The following is a 23,448-nucleotide window of genomic DNA, read 5'->3' as shown; positions in this document are numbered from 1 at the left end:
TTTTTAAATTTTGAGTCTATAAAAGTGCAGACACCATGTTATCCAGGGTGTTTTGGTCTTTAGCAAAGTTTCTAATGCCTTCAGATAGTTTCTCTGATGCCATGGCGTCTTCATTATGTTGCCATGCAAAACTATTTTCTGTTAATGGCGTTATTGCTTCTCTCGATTTAACGTCAATAGATTTTGCACTAAGCTTGGTAGCTAAAACGCCTTCAGTTGCTTGCAGTTCATTGAGCAAAACCGGAGAAATAGTTAACAAATCACAGCCAGCTAACTCTACTATTTCGCTCGTGTTTCTAAAGCTTGCGCCCATTACAACCGTGTTGTAATCGTAAGTTTTATAATACTGATAAATACGCGTCACAGATTGCACACCTGGATCGTCGCTGCCAACAAAGTCTTTTCCTTCTTTTGCTTTGTACCAATCTAAGATACGGCCAACAAAAGGAGAGATCAGCGTTACATTAGCTTCTGCACAGGCAACAGCTTGTGCCATGCTAAACAGTAAAGTTAAGTTACACGCTATACCTTCTTTTTCTAGCTGTTCAGCGGCTTTAATACCTTGCCATGTTGAAGCTAATTTAATTAATACACGTTCTTTTTTAATGCCTGATTTTTCATAAAGGCTAATAAGTTTACGACCTTTTTCAATGCTTGCTTGAGTATCGAAAGAAAGGCGGGCATCAACTTCAGAAGAAATTCGCCCAGGTACGTGTTTTAAAATTTCACAGCCAAAGTTTACAATTAGCTGATCACAGACATCATCGATATCTGCATTACCATTCACTTTACTTTTTTCGATGGCATCATCAATAAGGTGTTTATATTGTGGCAATTTAGCTGCTTGTAAAATAAGTGAAGGGTTGGTGGTGGCATCGACGGGGTTTAACGCTTTAATTGAATCCACATCACCGCTATCGGCAACCACTTTTGTTACTAGTTTTAGTTGTTCTAATAGGTTCATCTTTTAATAGCCAACGCTAACAGTGAATGTAAACGTTGGCTTTCCTCGAGTTTAGAGAGTTAATTAAACGTAACGGTTAACAATATTTTCAAGTAGCTCTTGACGACCAGACTCTTGCTTAGGGTTAATATTATTGTCTAATACTAATTTAGATAAGCTTTCTAAGCTGTGATCACCAGACATAATGCTTTGACCTAATTGACCTTTCCAACCAGCGTAACGCTCTTCAACGAAATCAGATAAAGGTGCATCTTTAATTAATTTAGCTGCGTTTAATAACGCTTTAGCCATAGTGTCCATACCACCGATGTGACCGATGAATAAATCTTCACGTTCACATGATTGACGACGTAATTTAGTATCGAAGTTAAAACCACCTGTGTCTAAGCCACCATTTTTTAAGATTTCATACATGACTAAAGTACATTCAGCTACATCGTTAGGGAATTGATCCGTATCCCAACCGTTTTGCATATCACCACGGTTAGCATCGATACTACCCATAACACCTTCAGCACATGCTACAGCCACCTCATGATGGAAACTATGGCCAGCAAGTGTTGCATGGTTAGCTTCTATGTTTACGTGTACTTCACCAGCAATACCGTGCTTGTGTAGGAAACCAGCAACAGTTGCTGTATCGTAATCATATTGATGCTTAGTAGGCTCTTGGGGCTTAGGCTCAATTAATAACTTACCTTTGAAACCAATTTTGTGTTTATGTTCAATAACCATTTTAAGGAAGCGTGCATATTGTTCGCCTTCTTGCTCAAGGTTAGTATTTAATAAAGTATCGTAACCTTCACGACCACCCCAAAGAACGTAGTTTTCACCACCTAAACGGTGGGTAACATCCATTGCATGCTTAACTTGTGCCGCTGCGTAAGCATATAAATCAGGGTTAGGGTTAGTAGAGCCACCAGCACAAAAGCGTGCATTTGAGAAAAGGTTAGCAGTACCCCATAAAAGTTTAATACCAGTACGCTTCATTTCTTTTTCAAATATACCAACAATGTGATCTACATTGTCGTGAAACTCTTGTAATGTTTCACCTTCAGGTGCTATATCTGCATCATGGAAACAGAAGTAAGGCGCACCTAATTTTTCGAAAAATTCAAAAGCAACTTTTGCTTTTTGTTCAGCAAGTTCAAGTTGATTACCTGTTGCTTGCATCCAAGGACGTTCAAACGTGCCTGCACCGAAGATGTCTGAGCCAGCCCAACAAAAATTGTGCCAGTAACAAGCAGCAAAACGTAAGTGTTCTTTCATGGTTTTACCCAATACTACTTGGTTTTCGTCATAGTAACGAAACGCTAATGGGTTAGTACTTTCAGGACCTTCATATTGAATTTTATCTACATTTTCAAAAAATTGGCTCATGTTATTCTCCTAGTTAATACGGTTTAAATTGAATGTTGTTTTGAAAGCTTAAAAATGTGCCTTTAAGCTTTGATAAAGTTGTTGATATTTAAGGTGTTGTGCAGGGTAATAGTTAACCATGTCTTGCTGAGGTTCGATGACATGATCAACCTCACTGGCAATACAAACATCACTTGCATTAAGATTGTTGACGCCGATCTTAGCTAAACGTGCTGCACCTAATGCTGGGCCTACTTCACCACCTTTGCGGTAAGTTAGTGGTTTATTAAGTACACTGGCGAGTATTCTGCCCCACAGTGCGCTACGAGAACCACCACCAATTACAGAGACTTGATCTATGATTGTACCGGCAGCAACTAGTGCTTGCTGGCCGTCTGCAAAGGCAAATGCAATACCCTCTAATACCGCACGCCCTAATTCTGCAGCATCAGTGTTATGACCTAAGCCAAAGAAAACACCTTGAGCGTTAGGGTTATTATGCGGGGTTCTTTCACCAGATAAATACGGTAAGAAAATAAGTGAAGAAGGTGTTGAAAAATCGAGTTTATCTACTTCGTCTAATAAACTTTTCTCGTCTTTAAAACCTGTTAGTTTAGTAACCCAAGTCAAACAACTTGCTGCGCTTAGCACAACAGCCATTTGATGCCAGGTGTTAGGTACACAATGACAAAAAGTATGAACAGCACTGTCTGGATTTGGGTTGTAAGTTTCATTAGCAACAAAATAAACGCCTGAAGTGCCTAGCGACAGAAACGCTTCGTTGGGTTTAATAACACCAATACCTGCTGCGCCAGCTGCATTGTCACCGGCACCAGCAATCACTGGCACATTATTCATGCCCCATTGCTTGGCTATATCATCACTAAGGTAGCCGGTAATCTCAGTACCTTCATAAAGCGTAGGCATCTGTTCAAGTGTTAAGTTAGTTGCGGTTAACATCTCAATCGACCATTGTCTTTTTTCAACATCTAGCCATAAAGTGCCAGCACTGTCGGACATATCGGAAGCAAAATCACCCGTCATTAAAAAGCGTAAGTAATCTTTCGGTAATAAGACTTTGGCTACTTTTTCGAAATTGTCAGGCTCATTTTCTTTTAACCACACAAGTTTCGGTGCCGTAAAACCAGGCATAGCGATATTACCCGTGATAGCACGAGTTTTTTTTTCGCTTGTTTCGATGGTTTTACATTGTGCTTCGCTGCGTCCATCGTTCCACAAAATAGCGGGGCGGATCACTTGGTTAGCGTTATCAAGTAAAGTAGCGCCGTGCATTTGACCTGACAAACCAATAGCTGAAACAGATGAAAGCGCTTTCTTATTGTTTTCTTTTAATTCCTTAATCGCCTCATTAGTTGCTTGCCACCAATGCGATGGATCTTGCTCAGACCAAAGAGGGGCAGGACGACTTACCTCAAGAGAACAAGAGGCTTGAGCGATGAGTTGATCTTTCTCATCTAGTATTATTACTTTTACACCTGAGGTGCCTAAATCAATGCCTAAATACATAATTATGCTTACTTGATAAATTGTTAGCGCTAACATTATCATCGTAATTTTATTTTGGCAATAGTTTTGAGACTTTTTATTTTTATCTCTGGTATAAAAGGGGTAATTCTATTAAGGGATAGTAATTAATTAGGTAAAGTAATTAATGGTGTTTGATCTGCTTTTATCGGTTGTTATTTATTTTATTTTCACTTTAAGTGTTTGTTAATATTTGTTTTTATTTGTTTCTGGTTGGCTGCTTGGTTAACTTTTTGGGTAATGAAAATTGATTGGGTTTTAATTAGTTACTTGATAGACTCTGATCTAAATTATTGTTAATTAACGATACAAGTTACCAATGTGTTTTATTTATATAAATCGCTTAAATTACTTGTGTTAGCGTTACCAATGTGTTTTATTGGTGTCATTATAAAAATAGAGTGTAAGAGTTGTAATATGTCAGGAAGTTTTGCAAATAGTGTCTTTATCGCTGTAGTGGTCGCCTTAGGCGGCTTCATATTTGGTTTTGATGCCTCGGTGATCTCAGGAGTTGTCGGTTTTGTAACAACAGAGTTTCAATTAAATGAATGGCAACAAGGTTTTGTTGTCAGCTCGCCGACACTAGGTGCGGTTATAGGCTCGTTAATTGCTGGGCCGGCTGCGGATCAATTTGGTCGCAAAAAAATTCTTATCACTATTGCTGCGTTGTATGTAGTTTCGGCAATACTTTCTGCGCTCGCTGTTAATTACTATATGCTTGTTGCGGCTCGGATTATTGGTGGCCTAGCGTTTGCCTCTCTCGTATTAGCGCCTATGTACATAGCTGAAATTTCGCCGGCAAAATATCGCGGTAAAATGATCTCAATTAATCAATTAAATATAGTCGTTGGCCTCTCTGCGGCTTATTTTGCAAATTATTATTTATTACAGTTAAGTGGTGGAACAAGTGAGCTGGCATTAAGTCTAGGTATTAACGAGAATGTCTGGCGATGGATGTTAGGTTTAGAAATTATCCCTGCTCTAGCGTATTTATGTTTATTGTTTATTATTCCGGAAAGTCCGCGCTGGTTAGTATGTAATGGCCATATTGAAAAAGCCAAGACTGTGTTGAAAAAGCTATTCCCACACCAAAATGCTGATGATTTAGTCTCAGACATTCAGCAACAGCAGCAAGATAAATTACCACCAATAAAGCAACGTTTATCCTTGTTGTTTTCTGGGAAAATGCGTTTGGTGCTTGCGGTTGGCCTAACCGTTGGTATTTGTCAGCAAATTACCGGTGTTAATGCTATTTATTTTTATGCTCCAAGTATTTTTGAACAAAGTGGTGTAGGTCAAGACGCTGCTTTTTCGCAAGCTATTTGGGTAGGTATTATTAATATCATCTTTACCATTATTGCCATGTTGCTAATAGATAAACTGGGCCGTAAACCTCTTATGCTAATAGGTTTAGCGGGTGTATTTATTAGTATGACTATCGCAGCATATGGTTTTCACCAAGCAACTTATTCATTAACACAGGAGTCAGTAGCTAAGATCAGTTCGGCTGAGGTTAAAGCGCAAGTTGCACCATTGATAGGTAAGACTTTTGACAGTGATATTGCTTTTAAAGCAGCCTTAATAGAGCTACTTGGTGAGCAACAAGCACGTGAAAACCAGGCAGAGTTAATTCAAGCTGCGGCTAAAATGAATGCCTTGTTAATTATGATGGGGATTCTGGGCTTTGTTGCCTCATTTGCAGTTTCATTAGGACCCGTTATGTGGGTGCTACTAGCAGAAATTTTCCCTAATCATCTTCGCGGAGTTGGTATTGCGTTTACGGGATTAATTAATAGTATTGTTAGTTTTTCTGTGCAGCTAGTATTCCCATGGGAGCTGGCTACTATAGGTACCGCCGCAACCTTTATGATTTATGGAGTATTTGCCTTACTTGGTTTGGCATTGGTATATAAATTACTGCCTGAAACTAAAGGAAAGTCATTAGAAGAGCTTGAGCAGGTTTTTGACAGTGCAAAGCAAGATAATAATGAAAAAGCACAACTAGCTTAGAGGAAGAGTCATGACTAATAAAAAAATACGTTGGGGTATTGTTAGTACAGGGCGAATTGCCGAACAGTTTTGTCAAGACATGGCTCTATCACAGTATGGTGAGCTTGTTGGCGTAGCGGCTAGAAATGTAAATAATGCTCAGGAGTTTGCTAATAAATATGGTATTGAAAAAGCATACCAAGGTTACCAAGCACTATTTGATGACCGTGATATTGATGTTGTTTATGTAGCAACGCCACATACTTTTCATTACCAGCATGTGCATGACGCGCTAATGGCGGGTAAATCAGTACTGTGTGAAAAGCCTATAACTGTCAGTAGTGAAGAAAGTAAAAAATTAGCTGCATTAGCAAAAGAGAAAAGCTTATTCCTGATGGAAGCCATGTGGACTTATTTTTTACCAGCCATTCTTAAAGCAAAACAATGGGTTGACGAAGGTAGAATTGGTAAAATAAAGCACATAAAAGCCGATTTCGGTTATCCATTACCCTATGATGAAGACCGACGTGAATATAATGCAGAGCTAGCCGGTGGCTGTTTACTCGAGATGGGCATATACCCTTTAGCGATTGCGTTATATTTTGTTGCTACTCCCATGAGTAATATCTTTATTAAATCTCATTTGGCTCCTAATGGAGTTGAGGATGATGTGGTTATACTTGCCGATGCAGGTGGGAGTAAATTATCATTATCAACATCTTATCAATGTAAATTACAAAATTGGGCATATATTATTGGTGATGAAGGCTATATTGCCATTCCCAACTTTTGGCGGGCTGATCAATGTAGTTTATTCAAGCTTGATGAGAGAGTTGATCATTTTGAAGATGGCAGAAAGAGCTTAGGCTTTAATTATGAAGCAGACGCTGTTGCTATGTCTATTTTTGACAAGCAATTAGAGCACGAGTTGATGCCACATGATTTAAGTCATTTACTTCAAGAGCAAATGGAATTCATAAAACGTCTATTTTAGTTTTACTAGTCTATTACTCTTTTGAATGTTCTCCAGATCCAAACCGCTTCAGAAGTGGCAAAACATTAATGAAATATCTGAAAGTGCAGATAAAAGTAATGGTACTGTGGGGAAGTTGACCGATTTAAGTGAACAGCTTAAGTACTTAGCATCTAGTCAGAAAACAGTAGTGGAGCAATTTGTTATTTAATAAGAAAATTCATTTCAAACATATTAATAGTAACAGCTAGGTGTTTTGATTAAAAAAAATATGCTATTTTGATTAAACAAAAAATAAAAATAAAAATAAAAATAAAAGAACTTTAAAGGGCTGTAGATATTTTGAAAGAAGTTTTGTTTAACACTCATGATCTTGCATTGATTATTACTATTTACCAATGTGTCCTTTTTTCATTGTTTGTCATCACCTTAAAAAAAGGTAAGCGTTCTAGTAACATTCTTCTAAGCCTTTTTTTATTAACTCAAGCGGCTATCCCCCTCGATAATTTGATTATATTTGGTGAAGCTTTTAGGTTTCAAGCACTTGAGTTCTCTCCAAATCTGTTTTATAGCTTCGGCTTGAGCTATTGGCTTGAAGCCCCCTTATTATTGTTTTATATACGCTCATTAATTTATAAAAACTTCCATTTTAGAAAGTTAGATTTACTGTATTTAGTGCCGTTTTTGGTTTATTTCTGCTATTTCTATGTGAGTTGGTTATCGGTTGATAATGACATCAAAATTTTAACTCTCCAAGGGGAAATTGTTGCTGATGCATCTTCGGTAGATAGGGGGTTCCATATCTTTAGGGAGCTCTTTAGGTTTGCTTGTGGTGTGTTATGTTTGATTGAACTCAGACGCTATAAAAGGCTATTAATCAATGAAGTCGCAGAGTTAGAAAGTGTCAATTTAAATTGGTTGAATATTTTAACTATTGGTTTCTTATTTATTCGCTTAATTGCTATCTTGGTTGCCGTTGCTATTTTTTCATCGTACGAATTGCAGTTTGTGCTCGATCATGAAAGCTTAGGGCTAATGTCAAATTATGCCAAAATGCTATTGATTAGTGTCTTGATATTTTTTAGTGCCGGCCATTCAACCATATTTAAAGGTGTTGATAATACTTTAGTTGATAAAAAAAATAAAAGTAAAGAGCTGGTGGAACCGCAAGTGCTTAATAAAATTGAGCAATATATGCTATTGCATAAACCTTATCTAAATCATTTACTAACTCAGGAAAACTTGGCAAACCAACTTGAATTAGCGCCAAGAACATTGTCTATTATTATCAATCATCACTATAAAAAGAACTTCTTTGAATTTATTAACCATTACAGAATAGATGAAAGTAAATCATTATTAGTAAAAGAAAATCATCGTAAAACAACCATGTTAGATATTATGGATATGGCTGGTTTTAACAGTAAAGCAACCTTTAATACCTTCTTTAAAAAACTAACCGGTGTTACACCAACACAATACCGAAAAGACTATTGGGATAAAGAAAATCCAGACCTTACGTAACGTATGAAAGGGTACGACTTTTATTAATACCGAATGGTTGAACGTTCAAATCTCATAAAATAACTTTAATCAGACGTATTTATAAAATTCGGCTGATATGTTAGCGCTAACTTTATCAATTGGATGAGATTACTTTGAATATTACAAAATCAAAACTGTTAGCAGGCTTAATTATTAAGCCCATAATTTTATGTTCTTTGCTCGTTGGCTGTCATTCAGCAAACGATGGGTTACCATCAGCTCAAGAAAGCTTAACTAAGTTAGAAAATAATAAATACCCATTTAATAATGTTGAATTGCCGTTAGACGTTAGAGTAAAAGATTTAGTCTCAAGACTTACGCTTGAAGAAAAAATAGCGCAAATGTTTGATAAATCACCTGCCATTGAGCGATTGGGTATTGCACAATACCGATGGTGGAATGAAGCTTTACATGGCGTAGCGCGAGCAGGAAGTGCCACAGTTTTTCCACAAGCTATAGGTTTAGCTGCCACCTTCAATGAAGCGCTTATTTATGATGTTGCTACGGCAATTTCTGATGAAGGAAGGGCAAAACATCATGCGTTTCTAGGTGAAGGGAATACAGCCATGTATACAGGGCTAACTTATTGGTCACCTAATATTAATATATTTAGAGATCCTCGATGGGGGCGTGGTCAAGAAACTTACGGAGAAGATCCTTTTTTAACTAGCCGAATTGCTACTAATTTCGTTAATGGTTTACAAGGCTCTGATGATAAGCACCTTAAATCTGTTGCCACGATAAAGCATTTTGCTGTGCATAGTGGCCCTGAATATTCGCGCCATAGCGACGACTATCACGTATCAGCTAAGGACATGAGAGAAACGTATTTACCTGCTTTCTCTGATACGATTAAAAATACGCAAGTTTCGTCAGTCATGTGTGCTTATAATCGTGTTAATGGTCAGCCGGCATGCGGTAGTGATGAATTATTAAAACACCATTTACGAGATGAATTTAATTTTAAAGGTTATGTGGTGTCAGATTGTGGCGCGGTAGCTGATATTTATGATAAAAAATCACACCATGTGGTCGATACACCAGCGCAAGCAGCTGCTGAAGCCGTTTTAGCAGGCACTGACTTAAATTGTGGTGATCATCATGGAAATACGTACGATGCTTTGAACCAAGCGGTAACAGAGGGCTTAATTGATGAAACAGCCATTACACAAGCGGTTACCCGCTTATTTACTGCGCGCTTTAAATTGGGGATGTTCGACCCTAGTGAACTGGTGTCTTATGCAAAAAACGGATTAGACGTTGTTGGCTCTGCTAAGCATTTAGCGTTAACACAAACCGCTGCAGAGCAATCTTTAGTGTTACTGAAAAACAAAGGTGTTTTACCACTTAAAAAGAGCACTAACATTGCGTTAATTGGCCCAAATGCCGACAATAAAACCGTTTTACTAGCCAACTATCATGGTAAACCAATCAACGCCGTTACACCTAAGACAGCTATTGCAGACATGATTGGTAATAACCAAGTGAATTATGCTGTTGGCTCTAGTTTAACAGGGGAGGTCTATAGTCATCACCAAGCCGTGAGTAGCCAATCTTTTTATCATTTAAATTATACCGGGGAGTTGAAACCCGGTTTAAAAGCTGAATATTATGCTAAAGCACATTTTAATGTACAACCGACTATTCAACGCATTGATGAAAATATAGATTTTAGTTTTAAACATTCGCCATTGGGGGGCAATAATGACCAAGAGTTTTCCGTTAAATGGCGAGGAATATTAAAGCCTCAACACAGTGGGGATTATGAGTTTAAAGGCACTAATGTTACTTACACTATCGATGGAAAAAATATAACAGGCAGCATTAAGTTAGTCGCGGATAAGCACTATACTTTTGAAGCACAATCAATTATTCAACATTATTGGCATTCAAATGTTATTGAACCTGAAATTAAGTTGAGTTGGTTAAATAAAGACGAAGATTTAACGCAAGCCGCTATGTCGGCTGCTAAAAGTGCAGAGGTTATTGTGTTTGTCGGCGGTATTACCGCTAACCTTGAGGGTGAAGAAATGCCGTTAGAAATTGATGGCTTTTCTCATGGCGATCGTACCCATATTAATTTGCCTGCGAGTCAGTTAATGCTACTTAAACAATTAGCAGAAACAGGTAAGCCTATTGTTTATGTTAATTTAAGTGGTAGTGCTATTGCCTTAAATTGGGTTGATCAACATGCCTCTGCAGTAATACAAGGTTTTTATCCAGGAGAGTCTACTGGTACAGCTCTTGCTCGTCTACTTTTTGGTGAATTTAGCCCTTCTGGTAAGTTGCCGGTGACTTTTTACCGAAGTATTGATGACTTACCTGATTTTAAAGACTATGCCATGGATAATCGTACCTATAAATATTATCAAGGTGATGTGCTTTACCCTTTTGGCTTTGGTTTGAGTTATGCAGACATTAGTTATCAGAATGTGTCTTTATCAAAGCAAGAACAACTACATGTATCTGCCACGGTCACTAATGCTTCAGACTTTGACGCGAATGAAGTTGTGCAAGTGTACTTTTCTATGCCTGATGCACCCGTTAAAACTCCAATACGTCAATTGGTAAGCTTTAAGCATGTCAAGCTAGCAGCAAATAGCGCACAACAAGTATCCTTTGTGATTGAACAAGAGAAACTCACTTACGTGGATAACGAAGGAAAAATAAAACCTTATACGGGCGTTCTCCATGTGTCTATTGGCTCCGGACAAGGTATAAAACTGGGTACAGAAAAAGTATTAAAAGCTAACGTATCAGTATTATAAATCTATCAAAAAATAATGAGGGTTTATTGATCTTTGCTGATATTTTGATAGCGATTTGTTTTTATCAAAAATAGAGGTTAACAAGGGAAGTGATACGACTTGAATAATCGATAACGCAGGAGAGGTAGAGGATAAACGCAGCCATTAGGCTTTGTTTAAATGCTACCTCGCTTTGCTGTTAAAAATTGATCTAAAACGACAGTGTAACATTCTATGCACATCGCGCAAAAATAACGTGAACAATATACAAATATGAAAGGTCAACAGACTCTAGGAGAATATAAATGCAAGAACAGGTTATTTCAGCCACGGAACATAGTTCAACAGCGACTGAAAAGGTTGAGCAACAAAACATGTTATTAATTATTTTAATTAGTTGTGTAGCCACAATCGGAGGCTTTTTATTTGGTTTTGACAGTGGTGTAATAAACGGTACCGTTGATGGTTTAAAACTTGCGTTTAATTCTGATAGCGTTGGAACTGGTTTTAATGTTGCTAGTATGTTGCTAGGTTGTGCTGTTGGTGCATTTGCCGCTGCTCGGCTTGCTGATAAATTTGGTCGAAAGTCCATATTAATTGTTACCGCTATATTATTTATTATTAGTGCTTGGGGCTCTGGTATAGCGGTTTCGTCAATTGAATTTATTGTCTATCGTATTATTGGTGGCTTAGCTGTTGGTGCTGCTTCGGTATTAGCTCCTGCCTATATTAGTGAAATAGCGCCGGCGAAATATCGTGGTATGTTAGCGTCTATTCAGCAAGTGGCTATCATCGGTGGATTATTTAGCGCATTTGTTAGTAATTACTATTTAGTTGCTATCGCAGGCTCTTCGACCACAATACTGTGGTTAGATTTTGAAGCATGGCGTTGGATGTTCTGGATAGAATTGATTCCAGCGGTACTTTTTTTAATCGCCTTGATGTTTATTCCTGAAAGTCCACGATATTTAGTAATGAAGCAAAAAGACAGTTTAGCTAAAGCCGTGTTAAGTAAACTTTTTGGCCCAGAAGCAGCCGAGCAAAAGTTTATTACGATTCAAACGTCTTTAGCGAGTGATCATCATCAACCTAAGTTAACTGATTTACTTGATAAAAAGACTAGAAAAGTAAGAACCATTGTATGGATAGGTATAGGTTTAGCAACCTTTCAACAGTTGGTGGGTATCAATGTAGTTTTCTATTATGGTGCGGTACTGTGGCAAGCGGTTGGCTTTTCAGAGTCTGACGCATTACTGATTAATATTATTAGTGGCGCAGTAAGTATTGCGGCATGTGTTATCACTATGATGACGATTGATAAAGTTGGCCGCAAACCTTTCTTAACTATTGGCTCAATTGGTATGGCAGTATCACTCGCTGTATTGGTGTTCTCGTTTGCTCAAGCTGCTACCGATAGCGATGGTAACTTATTGTTAGGTACTATGGGAACTACAGCATTGATCGCAGCCAATACCTATGTATTTTTCTTTAATCTTTCTTGGGGACCGGTAATGTGGGTAATGCTCGGCGAAATGTTCCCTAATCAGATCAGAGGCTCTGGTTTAGCGGTTAGTGGTTTTGCACAATGGATTGCCAATTTTGCTATTACCATGACATTCCCTATCATGCTCGGTAGTATTGGGCTTGCTGCAGCTTATGGTTTCTATACAGTGTGTGCGTTTATTTCAATTGGCTTTGTGATTAAGTTTGTCAATGAAACTAAAGGTAAAGAGCTAGAAGCCATGCAAGGGTAGTAATTACTCAATGGCAGCAAGGTAAATTATAAGTCCGAGTGTAAGAATTAAAAAAGAGCTGTTTTCAGCTCTTTTTTGTTCATTTAAATTAATTTTTATTCAAATCAGTTGATTATTGTCCATCTTGTATCGCCGCTAGTACATATACTAAAGGGGCGTTCCAGTTAATCGCTATTTCATTTGACGCGTAACTGCACCAGTCATCAACATAAGATTTTGCAGGTTCTATTGCAGGATAAGAACAACCATCTTGTTTACCATTGTTTGGCCCGCCCACAACCATACCAGGTATTGGCGCTGTGATATTGTCACTGGCTGATATTCTATGATGAGGCGCCATGGGTGACTTACTGCCAAAACCGGTTACAAATGAATAATCAATAGGGTTACGACCAAGTATATAGTGCACTAACCCTAAACTAGCTTGTTGATACTGGCTATTGTTTGTTAGCTGATATGCTTGGCTAAGGACTAAGGCTTTGTTTAATGCAACAGAGTTACTGCCCCAAACAAAATCATTCTCTGTCATAGCGACCATATATTCACTTGTTTGATGCTCTGCCACAATAGTGTCGGCTAACGTTAATTGTGTTTGTGTTAACTGCTGATATAACTCTGCAGACAGCAAATTTTCACCGTTCATTACTAATGAGCTAATGGCTAAGTAAGCAACGTTTTGCCAAGAAGGAACGGTAAAACCGTTGTTGAACGTAAAAAAATGGTCAAGGTATTTATCGTCTTGTGTTGCAATGAATAATTCTGCAGCAGCCCATGCAAACTCATCGGCTAAAGCATTATCGCCGTATTCACCACTGTGTACATCATTAGGCTGTTGATAGAACTGCTCTGGATTGTCGATGGCCCAGCTCCAAGCCGATTCTGCCGCAGTAAGCCAAGCTTGTCTTTTTGAAGCAATAGATGCATCAAAGGGTTGGTAAACTCTACTTGCGGCCGCTAATACTGCCGCAAAGTTAAGTGTCGCGGCGGTAGATTTTCCTATTACAAATCGCTCACGGGTGTCTTCATCGGGCATTTCATGACCTGGCCAGTCGAGTGTTGTTAACTTATGATAAACACCACCATCACCGTCTTGCATGGTTTCTAGCCAATCAAGGTTCCAAAATATTTCATTTAATAAATCGGGTAATTCATCATTTGACTCTGGAATATTAAGTACTCTATTTTGATAAAAACGCGGGAAATTTTCATAAGCTGCGAGTAATGTGTAAGTAGTAATACCTGAATTTACCGTATATTTTCCATAATCACCGGCATCATACCAGCCTTTAGCTGATGCTATGGTGCTATCGGCCGCTCGAAAGTTACTTTCTGCTGAGCTATGTACTTTGACGTTAAGGTCTAAGTGTCCGGCATTACGTTGCCAATCTGCAGCATAAGGAGAGGTAATGGCAATACTGGCGCGGTTAAAGTAATAAGATTTTATCGCAGCATCATGTAATTCACTGTAAACACTATTATTAATCGTAAAAGAGTGAGAGTCTTTAATCCCCTCTACCCGAATAAAATATTGGCCGGGCGTCGTAAATGCGCTGAAGTCAGCTTGCTTAAATTGTTCATCGCCTGCTGGACCCCATTGTAAGCTTGCAGATAAATTACTGCTAAAGACTGATTCACCTGAATCTTGACTGATTAATGCAAAAGACTCGCTTGTGATCATTGGTATGATAGCCATCTTGTGAGCATTAGGTAAATAGCCTAATTGGTTAATTTTTATTGCTTCCTCTGTTTGCGAAGATATAACAGGTGGTGGAGCAGGACTTAGCTCTATAGTAATATTTTGATCAGAATTTGTGCTTGATCCTGAGCTGCCACAAGCAGTAAGAAAAATTAGCACAATAAATAGGTAAGATTTGGGATTAAACATGGAGTTATTCCTAAGGTTATTTATAGCGGCTAAGTCATGCTCAATTGTATAAGGCAGTGAGGGCATAGTGCTTTATCACTTATTTATACTAATGAGTTTTAAACTTCCGCTTATTATTTAGATTCTTTTATTCATTTACCCGATTTGTGTCAATTAATACTTATCTATCTCTTTTACAGGCTTATATGACCTGATGAACACGGGCAATTAATAACTTGACTTAAAATGTGATAAAAGTCGTTCAACTATGCTACTTAGTCGTACTTGTTTAGGTCTTTAAATAAATTTGAACGGAAATTTGCATTAAATACTACTGACAGTGAATGTTCAATTGATGACAAATAGAAAACACTCATCGTTAATTAGTTTTAATTCACAACAACCACTAAGCTTAACTTTTAATGGCTTACTACTTTTATTTTGTTATTTAACTGACTGTGACCTGAGGATATTTACCAATATATTTGAATATTTTAATTAATTCCCCTCATTTATTATTAATTTTTACTAAATTTCACTTTTATTCAGTATTTATTGATGTTTATTTTTATTCTTTACTTTTCAATATTTTATTATGTTTTGGTAGCGTTCAAATACAAGAGTTCATAAAGTTGAACGTTCAATCTCTAGCTATTTCCCAACTAAAGGCGCTCTATCACTTTGATGTTGATAACGTGAATTTAGAAAACCTGTGAACTACTTAAAAAAAATAACGAAACATAATTAAATAAAAGTTAGGTGGAAAAATGAAGGGGATATCTTTATGAAAAATAAATCACACCATCAAAAGCAAAACTTTAAATACTCGCTAATTGCATCTGCGGTACTTGGGCTGACTTCTGCTACAGCGTTCGCTCAAGACTCAAAAGCGGAAACAGCTCAAGCAGAAGAGTCGATTGAAGTAATAGAGGTGCAAGGTCAGCGTGGTAATTTAATTTCAGCACAAAACATGAAAATGAATGCTGATACGGTAATGGATGGTTTATCTTCCGCGGATTTAGGCTCTATGCCTGATCGCAGTGTACTAGAGGCCATCTCTAGAATGCCAGGTGTTGCTATTGAGCGCTTTGCGGCGGCTGATGACCCCGACCATTTTGGTGTTGAAGGGGGAGGCGTTGTTGTACGTGGCTTAACACAAGTGCGAAGTGAATTTAATGGCCGTGATAGTTTTTCAGCCGATTCGGGGCGAGGTTTGAGTTTTGAAGATGTCTCGCCAGAGCTTATGGGCTCTGTTGAACTATTTAAAAACCAAACGGCTGACATGATTGAAGGTGGCATTGCCGGTACGGTTAATTTAGTGACCCGTAAGCCATTTGATTCCGATGGACGTGTTGTCGCTTTTAGTGCCGATCTCACCTATACCGATTTGCGAGAAGAAACAGCGCCAACATTCTCTGGTTTATACAGTGATGTTTGGGATACCAATTCGGGTCGTTGGGGCTTCTTAGCTAACTATTCAAATTCAGAAATTAAAGTTGAATCTCATGGCACACAGGTAGGCCTATATATACCACAAGTTTATAGTGGCCCTAATGGCGAAGAACTCTATGTTCCGGAAACAACACGTTTAAGTAAAAAAGTAGATGACAGAGAACGTGAAGGTTTTGCTACTTCATTACAGTGGGAAAGCCCAGATAAAACGATATTGCTAACGGGTGAGTATTTACGCTCAGAAGCAACATTAGCTTGGTCTGAAAATGTTATTGAAATGGATGATGATGACTCTAGAGTGAATATGCTGCCTGTTGATGGTACAGAGTTCGAATTTGACGATAATGGTTATTTTGAAAAAGGCGTTATTACTTCTGAAGCAGGCTGGCGTGGTGATGGTAATCCGCAGCGTTATGGCGCACAGCACAATATGCAAACTCGTGCTCGTGATGAAAACTCAGTAACGAGTGATTATAGTTTTAACGCTAAATATACTCCAAATGATACTTGGGCATTTCAATTTGATGTGCAATATGTAGATTCTACTGGCACAATTGAAGATGTTTCTGTAATGGGAGCAACCCGCGCTGTTGTTGGTATGGACTTAACCGGTAGCGGTGTGGCAAATGTTTCATTACATCATCCTGGTTATGATAACCAAAGCGACTATACGCCGTCTAATCCATTTACTGACCCTAGTGCACATTTCTTCCGTAGCGCCATGGATCATGTTTCAGATAATGAAGGTGAAGAGCTTTCAACTCGATTCGATGTGGAATATACCCTCGATTCAGGGATTATGAAAGCCATTCAGTTTGGTGTTCGCTATTCAGATCGTGAACAAACTACTCGCCAATCTACTTATAATTGGGCCGTTATTTCAGAAGCTTGGGCTGGTGGTAATCAGTGGTACTCGGATCATGAAGATGTGCCTACCGAAGTGATTGATTTTGGTAATTTTGCTCGTGGCGGTGTGCTAAGCGCTGAAGGGGGCAATAGCTTCTTATTCCCAGCCTTATCAATGGTCAGTGACTATGCAAACCTTGAGTCTGCATTGGCTCCTGCTATGGGGGTTGATTGGGGCTGGTCGGCACTAGCAAGTCGTGGAGACGCAACAGGCCATTTTATTCCAAATGAGATTAATGTCACTAAAGAAGTTAGCAGTGCGGCTTATATCAAGTTTGATTTTGAAGGCGATATTGGCGGTATGGACTACAGTGCTAACATTGGTTTTAGGTATGTGAAGCTAGAAAATGATACTGACGGCTTCAATGTTTTTCCTGATGACTTACCAGAAGATCCTAATGATCCAACCGACATAGGTAACGTGTTAGTTGCCGACCAAGCAGCATTTGGTAATGGTGCATCAGTACCACTGACGGCATCAAGTGAATATACTAATGTCTTACCAAGCGTTAACTTTAAGTTAAACCTTACTGATGAATTATTGTTACGAGCCGCTTTTTCTGAAGCCATTTCGCTACCTTCTTTAGGTAATTTACGTAATTACGTGGAAATTACCGGTCAAGATATGCAAGTGGTATTTGATCCTGATGTACCACCGGGTGAAGAGCCGGTGCCGGTATCAGCAGCTTATGCTTACTATGATGGTACATCAGGCAATCCTTATTTGAAACCAATGGAATCATATAACTATGATCTGTCACTAGAGTGGTATTTTGCGGAGGCTGGCTCTTTAACAGCGTCATTATTTTACAAAGATTTAAGCAATTACTTTATCAATGGTGTGACTTTCCGTGATTATACCAATAATGGCTCTACTCAAACGGTAGCTGTTGCAGGGGCAACTAATGGTGATGAAGGTAGCATTAAAGGTTTTGAAGTAGCATATCAGCAATTTTTTGATACTTTACCCGGCGCTTGGTCAGGCTTAGGTACACAGCTTAATTATACTTATATCTCAGAAGATGGTTCACCCAATAGTGGTTTGAATGACTCGACTAATGATAATAGTGATGCAGGTGATTTTGCTTTTGATGATCTACCTTTAGAAGGTCTTTCAGAGCAAAATGCCAATGCAGCTTTGCTTTATGAAAAGTTTGGTATCTCAGCTCGTGTTGCCTATAACTGGCGCTCAGAGTATTTGTTAACCACACGTGATGTCATCACCTTTTTACCTATTTATAATGGTGCAGGTGGACAAGTTGATGCGTCAGTATTTTGGGATGTTAATGACACTTGGAAGGTAGGTATTCAAGGAACTAACTTGAATAACAATATTACTGAAACCAAGATGCAAATTAATCAAGCGGGTGATAAGAAAACCCGTGCATGGTTTACTAATGACCGTCGTTATAGTTTGGTTGTTAGAGCAATGTTCTAACGGTGATTCTGTAAAGCAAAACGAGAAAACCTTTAGTTTATTGTTTTCTCAATGTTTTGGGATATGATAAGACCACCCTTTTCTATCCCATCGCCGTTCCTATTAACAATAGGAGCGGCAACTTATTTCATTGGAGTATTATGAATAAAGCAGTAACAACACAGAAAAAGAGCATTGTTATTTTAGGTGGTGGTACCGCCGGTTGGATGACAGCCGCAGCATTTTCCAAATTGTTACCTAGTAATAAATACTCAATTAGCTTAATTGAATCAGAGCAAATCGCTCGTGTTGGAGTAGGCGAAGCAACTTTACCTCATTTACGTTTTTTCAATGAACGTCTAGGAATTAACGAAGCTGAATTTATGAAAACCACGCAGGCAACGTTCAAAGTTGGCATTGAGTTTTCAAATTGGAAGAACAAAGGGGAAAGTTACTTACATCCCTTTGGCGAATATGGACAAAAAATCAATCAAGTGGACTTTCATCATGCTTGGTTAAAACAGCATCTCCACGGTAATACCACAAGTTTTAGTGAGTACTCATTACCTGTTATGGCAAGTCTTGCCGGTAAATTTGATTTCCCCAGTACCGAGCAAAATTCGGTATTATCTACTTTTGGTTATTCCTATCACATTGATGCCGGTTGTTACGCTCAATTTCTGCAATCTTTTTCTAAACAACACGGTGTTACACATATTGAAGGAAAAGTAAAAAAGGTAATTCAACATGCTGATGAACAGATAAAGTCACTGGTACTAGAGACTGGTGAGCATATCGAAGGAGACTTCTTTATTGATTGCTCAGGCTTTAACGGTAAATTAATATCACAAACCCTAAACGTTGAGTTTGACGATTGGAGCAATTGGCTACCCTGTAATAGTGCGGTTGCTTTACCTACTCAATATACTCAAGATCCCTTACCTTATACTAAAGCCATTGCGCAAGATGCCGGTTGGCTTTGGCGTATTCCATTACAACACAGGTTGGGTAATGGCCATGTCTTTTGTGATGGATTTACTAATTTGGCCACAGCGACCGATAATTTAATGACCAGCTTATTAGGTGAGCCATTACAGCAGCCGGTTAGTTTTAATTTTAGCGCCGGTAAGCCGAAAAAAGCATGGCTAAAAAATTGTGTGGCTATTGGCTTAGCGTCAGGCTTTTTAGAGCCATTAGAATCAACAACCTTATATTTAATTCAAAGCTCGATTATGAAGTTGCTGGAAGTCTTCCCTGATCATGAAAGTAATGATGTTGATGAGCTAGAAATAAAAGCCTATGAATTTAATCGCTCCCTCGATAATGAAATGATCCGTATCCGTGATTTTTTGATCTTGCATTACCACGCGACAGAGCGTGAAGACACTGAGTTTTGGCGCTATTGCAAACATATGTCTGTGCCTGACTCATTAGAAGAAAAAATCGAGTTGTTTAAAGAGCAGGGCTTAATTGAAAACTATCAACATGGTTTGTTTCTAGAGCCAAGTTGGTTGGCGGTATTCATGGGGCAAGGCATCATTCCACAAAGTTATGATGAACGCATAGACTTGATCAGTGATGAGTCGTTGTTAAAACAACTGTCGGGCTATAAACAGCAAGTAGAAAAAGCTGCAGCTGGTATGCCAAAACATCATGATATTATTAAAAAATATTTAAATAACCCTGCTAACTATCCTAATAAAGCAAAACCAAGTATGAATTTGTATGGGCGTAAACATGGTTAATCTTGATGACAAATTTAAACATGCAGCACAAAACAATCAAGCCTTAACACGTATTGTTGTCGTTAGTAGTAATGACACTAAAGACCAAGAGAGTTATCTAGCGGGTTGGCAGGCAAGTTTAGTATTAGCACAGCAATTATCGACGCTGGATATAGAGATTGTACACCTATGTTTGGAGCAAGAATCTTCCGAGCAAGACACTGACTTTAAGTCGGCTACTCATGTTACTGCCTTAAATGAAAGTCAAGTGGACTTTCATCAGAAACTCAATATTGATGAAGCAAGCCTAATGAAGAATAGCCAAGCTAGCTTTGTTTTAGCCACTCAATATAAAGGCTGGTACAGTGCAGAAAATGATTTTTTTCATACCGCTACGCCAGTAGGACTTAGTTTTGATGGTATAGAATTTCAACATTATTTAACGCGATTACATTTACAATCGCCAAAAAAATCAATGACACATAATGCCATTGAAGCATTCTCTTTTAGTGCATTATGTGCCAAACAGGGAAAATTTACTCACCCTGTTAGCGATGCCGCCTCAATTAAGTCATCGCTCAGTTATGGGCTTAATGTATCGACTGTGGATTACGCTAATCAGCTTAGAAGAAAAGCATTATCGTTAGGGGTTACTCAGCACCTTGGCCAAATAAAGTCAGTTAACTGTGTCGAAGATAACACTGACAGTAAGCGCCAAGGCTTTATTGACAGTATCACGTTAGCACAAGGAGAGGTGCTTGCAGCTGATTTCTTTATCGATTGTACCGCTGAGCAAGGCACCTTAATTGAACAAATACTTAACGTGCCCTTTACTTCATGGCAAGAAAAATATCCTGCTAACAGCCAAATCGCATTTACTATTGAAAATGAGACTATTGAACGAGCTGCGAATTGTGTTACTACGGCGGAATTTGGTTGGTTTAGTTGTCAATCAATACAAGAGCACCAATATGTCAGTTGCTACTATGACAGTAATGAATTTACTGCGCAGCAAGTGGTGGCCTGTTTTGAACAACAAATGGGCATAACCGTCAACTCAAGTATTCGTCATAAGTCATTAAATACGGGGATTAGAGCCAAACAATGGCAAAAAAACTGTTTAGCATTAGGCAAAGCCGCACTTACATTTGAGCCGCTAGCAGAAACGGAGTTTAACTACATTCGAAGCGATTTATTACGTTGGTTAAAGCGCTTACCTAATAAGCAATGTTCCACCAGTTTAGTCAATAGTTATAACCGACAAAGTAAGAAGTTTTATCAAGATGTAGCTGATTTTAATCAAACTTTTTTAATGATGAGTGCATGGCGAAAAGGCGGTTACTGGCAACAAACTCAATCGTTATCAATCTCTGAACAGCTAGAACATAGTTTGCGTTTATTTAAACACACGGGTGTTTTTCCCCTCTATGAGGACCAAACAATAGAAAAGAGTCGATGGATTTCATTATTGCTTGGACTTGAGTGTTGGCCTAAAAAGTATGACCCTTTATTGGATAATTTCGCATTAGCTAAAGTCGAGCAAAAGCTGGTTAAATTCGCAAATTTTATTCAACAAGCAAGTGATCAACAAATATCGCACCATAAATATATACAGTCTTATTGTAAGGCCAGTAAAACAGAGACAATTTCAGCAAAAATTGCCGAGAAGGGGAATGAAATGCCAGTACAAAATAAGCGTATAAAAAAAGTCGTTATTGTTGGTGGTGGTACAGCTGGCTGGATGACCGCGGCCTCGATGGCAAAATTATTGGGTAGAGATTACTGTGATATTAGGTTAATAGAGTCTGATCAAATAGGTACAGTGTCGGTAGGTGAGGCGACCATTCCGCAAATATCTTTGTTTAATAAAATGTTAGGCATTGATGAAAATGATTTTGTTAAGAAAACTCAAGGAACTTTTAAATTAGGTATTGAGTTTATTGACTGGACTAAAAAAGGTGGCGGTTATATGCATCCCTTTGGTGATCATGGTACCAACATGGACGCCATCCAGTTTCATCATTATTGGCTTAAGATGAACCAACAAGGTAAAACTCCTGATCTTGAAGAGTATTCCTTAGCGGCAGTTGCTGCTAGGCAGGGCAGGTTTATGCGTTCACAAAATATGGGTAATTCACCGCTATCTCAAATTAATTATGCTTTTCATTTTGATGCGACCTTATATGCAAAATATTTACGTGACTTTGCCATAGAACGTGGTGTGAATCGCACTGAAGGCAAGGTGGTGGATGTATCTTTAAGAAACAGCGATGGTTTTATTGATAGTGTATTACTCGAAAGTGGTGAACGCATAGAAGGTGATTTATTTATCGATTGTTCAGGCTTTAAAGCCTTGTTAATTGAAGGCGCTTTGAAAACCGGTTTTAATGATTGGAGTGATACTTTACCTTGCGATACCGCTGTTGCTATCCCATGTATGCCGAAAGAAACTGAGGTATTACATCCGTTTACCCAGTCAAAAGCGCAAAAGGCAGGTTGGATATGGCGTATACCTTTACAGCACCGCATTGGTAATGGCTATGTGTACCCAAGTAAATATGTTAGTGACGATGAAGCGGTGAAAATATTAACCGACCAATTAGAAGGTGAGCCGATTGGTAAACCAAACTTTTTACGTTGGACCACTGGCGTACGTAAACAAGCGTGGAATAAAAACTGTGTTGCTATTGGTCTTTCTGCGGGCTTTGTTGAGCCGTTAGAGTCTACCGGCTTACATTTAATACAATCAGCCATTGCCAAGTTAATGGCATTATTTCCTCATCAAGGTTTTGAGCAAATTGACATTGATACCTTTAACGCGCAGACAAATACTGAACTTGAATATATTCGTGATTTTATTGTTTTACATTATAAAGTTACCGATAGAGACGACAGCGAGTTTTGGCGTAACTGTCAAAGTATGAAAGTATCTGATCGTTTACAAGCAAAAATGGATCTTTATCAAGCCAATGGTCGAATATACCGCCAAGATGGAGAATTATTTAATGAAACTTCTTGGCTAGCGGTGATGAATGGCCAAGGGCTAACACCAAGAGGATACCACCCGCTAGTGGATATTTTCCCTGAAGCTGAAATTGAACGAAGACTTAAACATATTAAAGCGGTTATTGATAAATCAGTAGATACCATGCCAATGCAAAGAGACTTTATCGCGAAATATTGTCAAGCTATGTGATGTGAATATAATC

Annotated in this window: 13 protein-coding genes; 9 read left to right on the top strand and 4 right to left on the bottom strand. The window is 38.4% G+C overall.

The window, feature by feature from the left end:
* Positions 1 to 16: 16 nt before the first annotated feature.
* The 3 genes from tal to xylB all read right to left on the bottom strand — a co-directional run bounded on the left by tal (position 17) and on the right by xylB (position 3,850).
* Positions 17 to 964 carry a transaldolase gene (gene tal, locus AC27IF_RS14805; protein ID WP_487055114.1) on the bottom strand — a complete coding sequence of 316 codons (948 nt, stop codon included), beginning with the start codon at positions 962 to 964 and terminating at the stop codon, positions 17 to 19.
* A gap of 63 nt (positions 965 to 1,027) precedes the next feature.
* Positions 1,028 to 2,344: a xylose isomerase gene (gene xylA, locus AC27IF_RS14800; RefSeq protein ID WP_487055113.1), complete on the bottom strand. Its 1,317-nt coding sequence runs from the start codon at positions 2,342 to 2,344 to the stop codon at positions 1,028 to 1,030.
* 48 nt (positions 2,345 to 2,392) lie between these two features.
* Positions 2,393 to 3,850, bottom strand: a complete 1,458-nt coding sequence (gene xylB / locus AC27IF_RS14795; protein ID WP_487055149.1) for a xylulokinase — start codon at positions 3,848 to 3,850, stop codon at positions 2,393 to 2,395.
* 435 nt (positions 3,851 to 4,285) lie between these two features.
* Between xylB and AC27IF_RS14790 the strand changes: the two genes are divergently transcribed.
* From AC27IF_RS14790 to AC27IF_RS14765, 6 genes are all read left to right on the top strand, one after another.
* A complete protein-coding gene (locus AC27IF_RS14790) occupies positions 4,286 to 5,878 on the top strand; it encodes a sugar porter family MFS transporter (RefSeq protein ID WP_487055112.1) in 1,593 nt (530 codons plus the stop codon).
* A 10-nt stretch (positions 5,879 to 5,888) separates the two neighbouring features.
* Positions 5,889 to 6,851, top strand: coding sequence for a Gfo/Idh/MocA family protein (locus AC27IF_RS14785; protein WP_487055111.1), 963 nt, complete (start codon positions 5,889 to 5,891; stop codon positions 6,849 to 6,851).
* Between the two features lie 25 nt (positions 6,852 to 6,876).
* Positions 6,877 to 7,041 (top strand): hypothetical protein, encoded by a 165-nt coding sequence (locus AC27IF_RS14780; protein WP_487055110.1) that lies wholly within the window; start codon positions 6,877 to 6,879, stop codon positions 7,039 to 7,041.
* A gap of 131 nt (positions 7,042 to 7,172) precedes the next feature.
* The gene (locus AC27IF_RS14775) at positions 7,173 to 8,354 is read left to right on the top strand and encodes a helix-turn-helix domain-containing protein (RefSeq protein WP_487055109.1); all 1,182 of its coding nucleotides are present in this window, start codon (positions 7,173 to 7,175) and stop codon (positions 8,352 to 8,354) included.
* 134 nt (positions 8,355 to 8,488) lie between these two features.
* Positions 8,489 to 11,143 carry a glycoside hydrolase family 3 C-terminal domain-containing protein gene (locus tag AC27IF_RS14770; RefSeq protein ID WP_487055108.1) on the top strand — a complete coding sequence of 885 codons (2,655 nt, stop codon included), beginning with the start codon at positions 8,489 to 8,491 and terminating at the stop codon, positions 11,141 to 11,143.
* 353 nt (positions 11,144 to 11,496) lie between these two features.
* Positions 11,497 to 12,876, top strand: a complete 1,380-nt coding sequence (locus AC27IF_RS14765; protein ID WP_487055148.1) for a sugar porter family MFS transporter — start codon at positions 11,497 to 11,499, stop codon at positions 12,874 to 12,876.
* A gap of 112 nt (positions 12,877 to 12,988) precedes the next feature.
* Here AC27IF_RS14765 and AC27IF_RS14760 read toward each other — a convergent pair whose 3' ends face one another.
* Entirely contained in the window at positions 12,989 to 14,761 is a 1,773-nt protein-coding gene (locus tag AC27IF_RS14760; protein ID WP_487055107.1) for a glycoside hydrolase family 9 protein, read from the bottom strand.
* 763 nt (positions 14,762 to 15,524) lie between these two features.
* Here AC27IF_RS14760 and AC27IF_RS14755 point away from each other — a divergent pair.
* From AC27IF_RS14755 to AC27IF_RS14745, 3 genes are all read left to right on the top strand, one after another.
* Positions 15,525 to 18,536: a TonB-dependent receptor gene (locus AC27IF_RS14755; RefSeq protein WP_487055106.1), complete on the top strand. Its 3,012-nt coding sequence runs from the start codon at positions 15,525 to 15,527 to the stop codon at positions 18,534 to 18,536.
* A gap of 140 nt (positions 18,537 to 18,676) precedes the next feature.
* Positions 18,677 to 20,260, top strand: a complete 1,584-nt coding sequence (locus tag AC27IF_RS14750) for a tryptophan halogenase family protein (protein WP_487055105.1) — start codon at positions 18,677 to 18,679, stop codon at positions 20,258 to 20,260.
* Positions 20,253 to 23,435: a tryptophan 7-halogenase gene (locus AC27IF_RS14745; protein ID WP_487055104.1), complete on the top strand. Its 3,183-nt coding sequence runs from the start codon at positions 20,253 to 20,255 to the stop codon at positions 23,433 to 23,435. The genes AC27IF_RS14750 and AC27IF_RS14745 overlap by 8 nt, the downstream gene beginning before the upstream one ends.
* The last annotated feature ends 13 nt before the right edge of the window (positions 23,436 to 23,448 follow it).

It is taken from the genome of Colwellia sp. KS18-150, assembly GCF_057551365.1.
This window is presented reverse-complemented; position numbering and strand designations above follow the sequence as displayed.

Excerpts from the sequence above, each read along its gene's own strand:
- tal (WP_487055114.1), bottom strand. The coding sequence starts at position 964 with ATGAACCTATTAGAACAACTAAAACTAGTAACAAAAGTGGTTGCCGAT.
- xylA (WP_487055113.1), bottom strand. The coding sequence starts at position 2,344 with ATGAGCCAATTTTTTGAAAATGTAGATAAAATTCAATATGAAGGTCCT.
- xylB (WP_487055149.1), bottom strand. The coding sequence starts at position 3,850 with ATGTATTTAGGCATTGATTTAGGCACCTCAGGTGTAAAAGTAATAATA.
- AC27IF_RS14790 (WP_487055112.1), top strand. The coding sequence starts at position 4,286 with ATGTCAGGAAGTTTTGCAAATAGTGTCTTTATCGCTGTAGTGGTCGCC.
- AC27IF_RS14785 (WP_487055111.1), top strand. The coding sequence starts at position 5,889 with ATGACTAATAAAAAAATACGTTGGGGTATTGTTAGTACAGGGCGAATT.
- AC27IF_RS14780 (WP_487055110.1), top strand. The coding sequence starts at position 6,877 with ATGTTCTCCAGATCCAAACCGCTTCAGAAGTGGCAAAACATTAATGAA.
- AC27IF_RS14765 (WP_487055148.1), top strand. The coding sequence starts at position 11,497 with ATGTTATTAATTATTTTAATTAGTTGTGTAGCCACAATCGGAGGCTTT.
- AC27IF_RS14760 (WP_487055107.1), bottom strand. The coding sequence starts at position 14,761 with ATGTTTAATCCCAAATCTTACCTATTTATTGTGCTAATTTTTCTTACT.
- AC27IF_RS14755 (WP_487055106.1), top strand. The coding sequence starts at position 15,525 with ATGAAAAATAAATCACACCATCAAAAGCAAAACTTTAAATACTCGCTA.
- AC27IF_RS14750 (WP_487055105.1), top strand. The coding sequence starts at position 18,677 with ATGAATAAAGCAGTAACAACACAGAAAAAGAGCATTGTTATTTTAGGT.
- AC27IF_RS14745 (WP_487055104.1), top strand. The coding sequence starts at position 20,253 with ATGGTTAATCTTGATGACAAATTTAAACATGCAGCACAAAACAATCAA.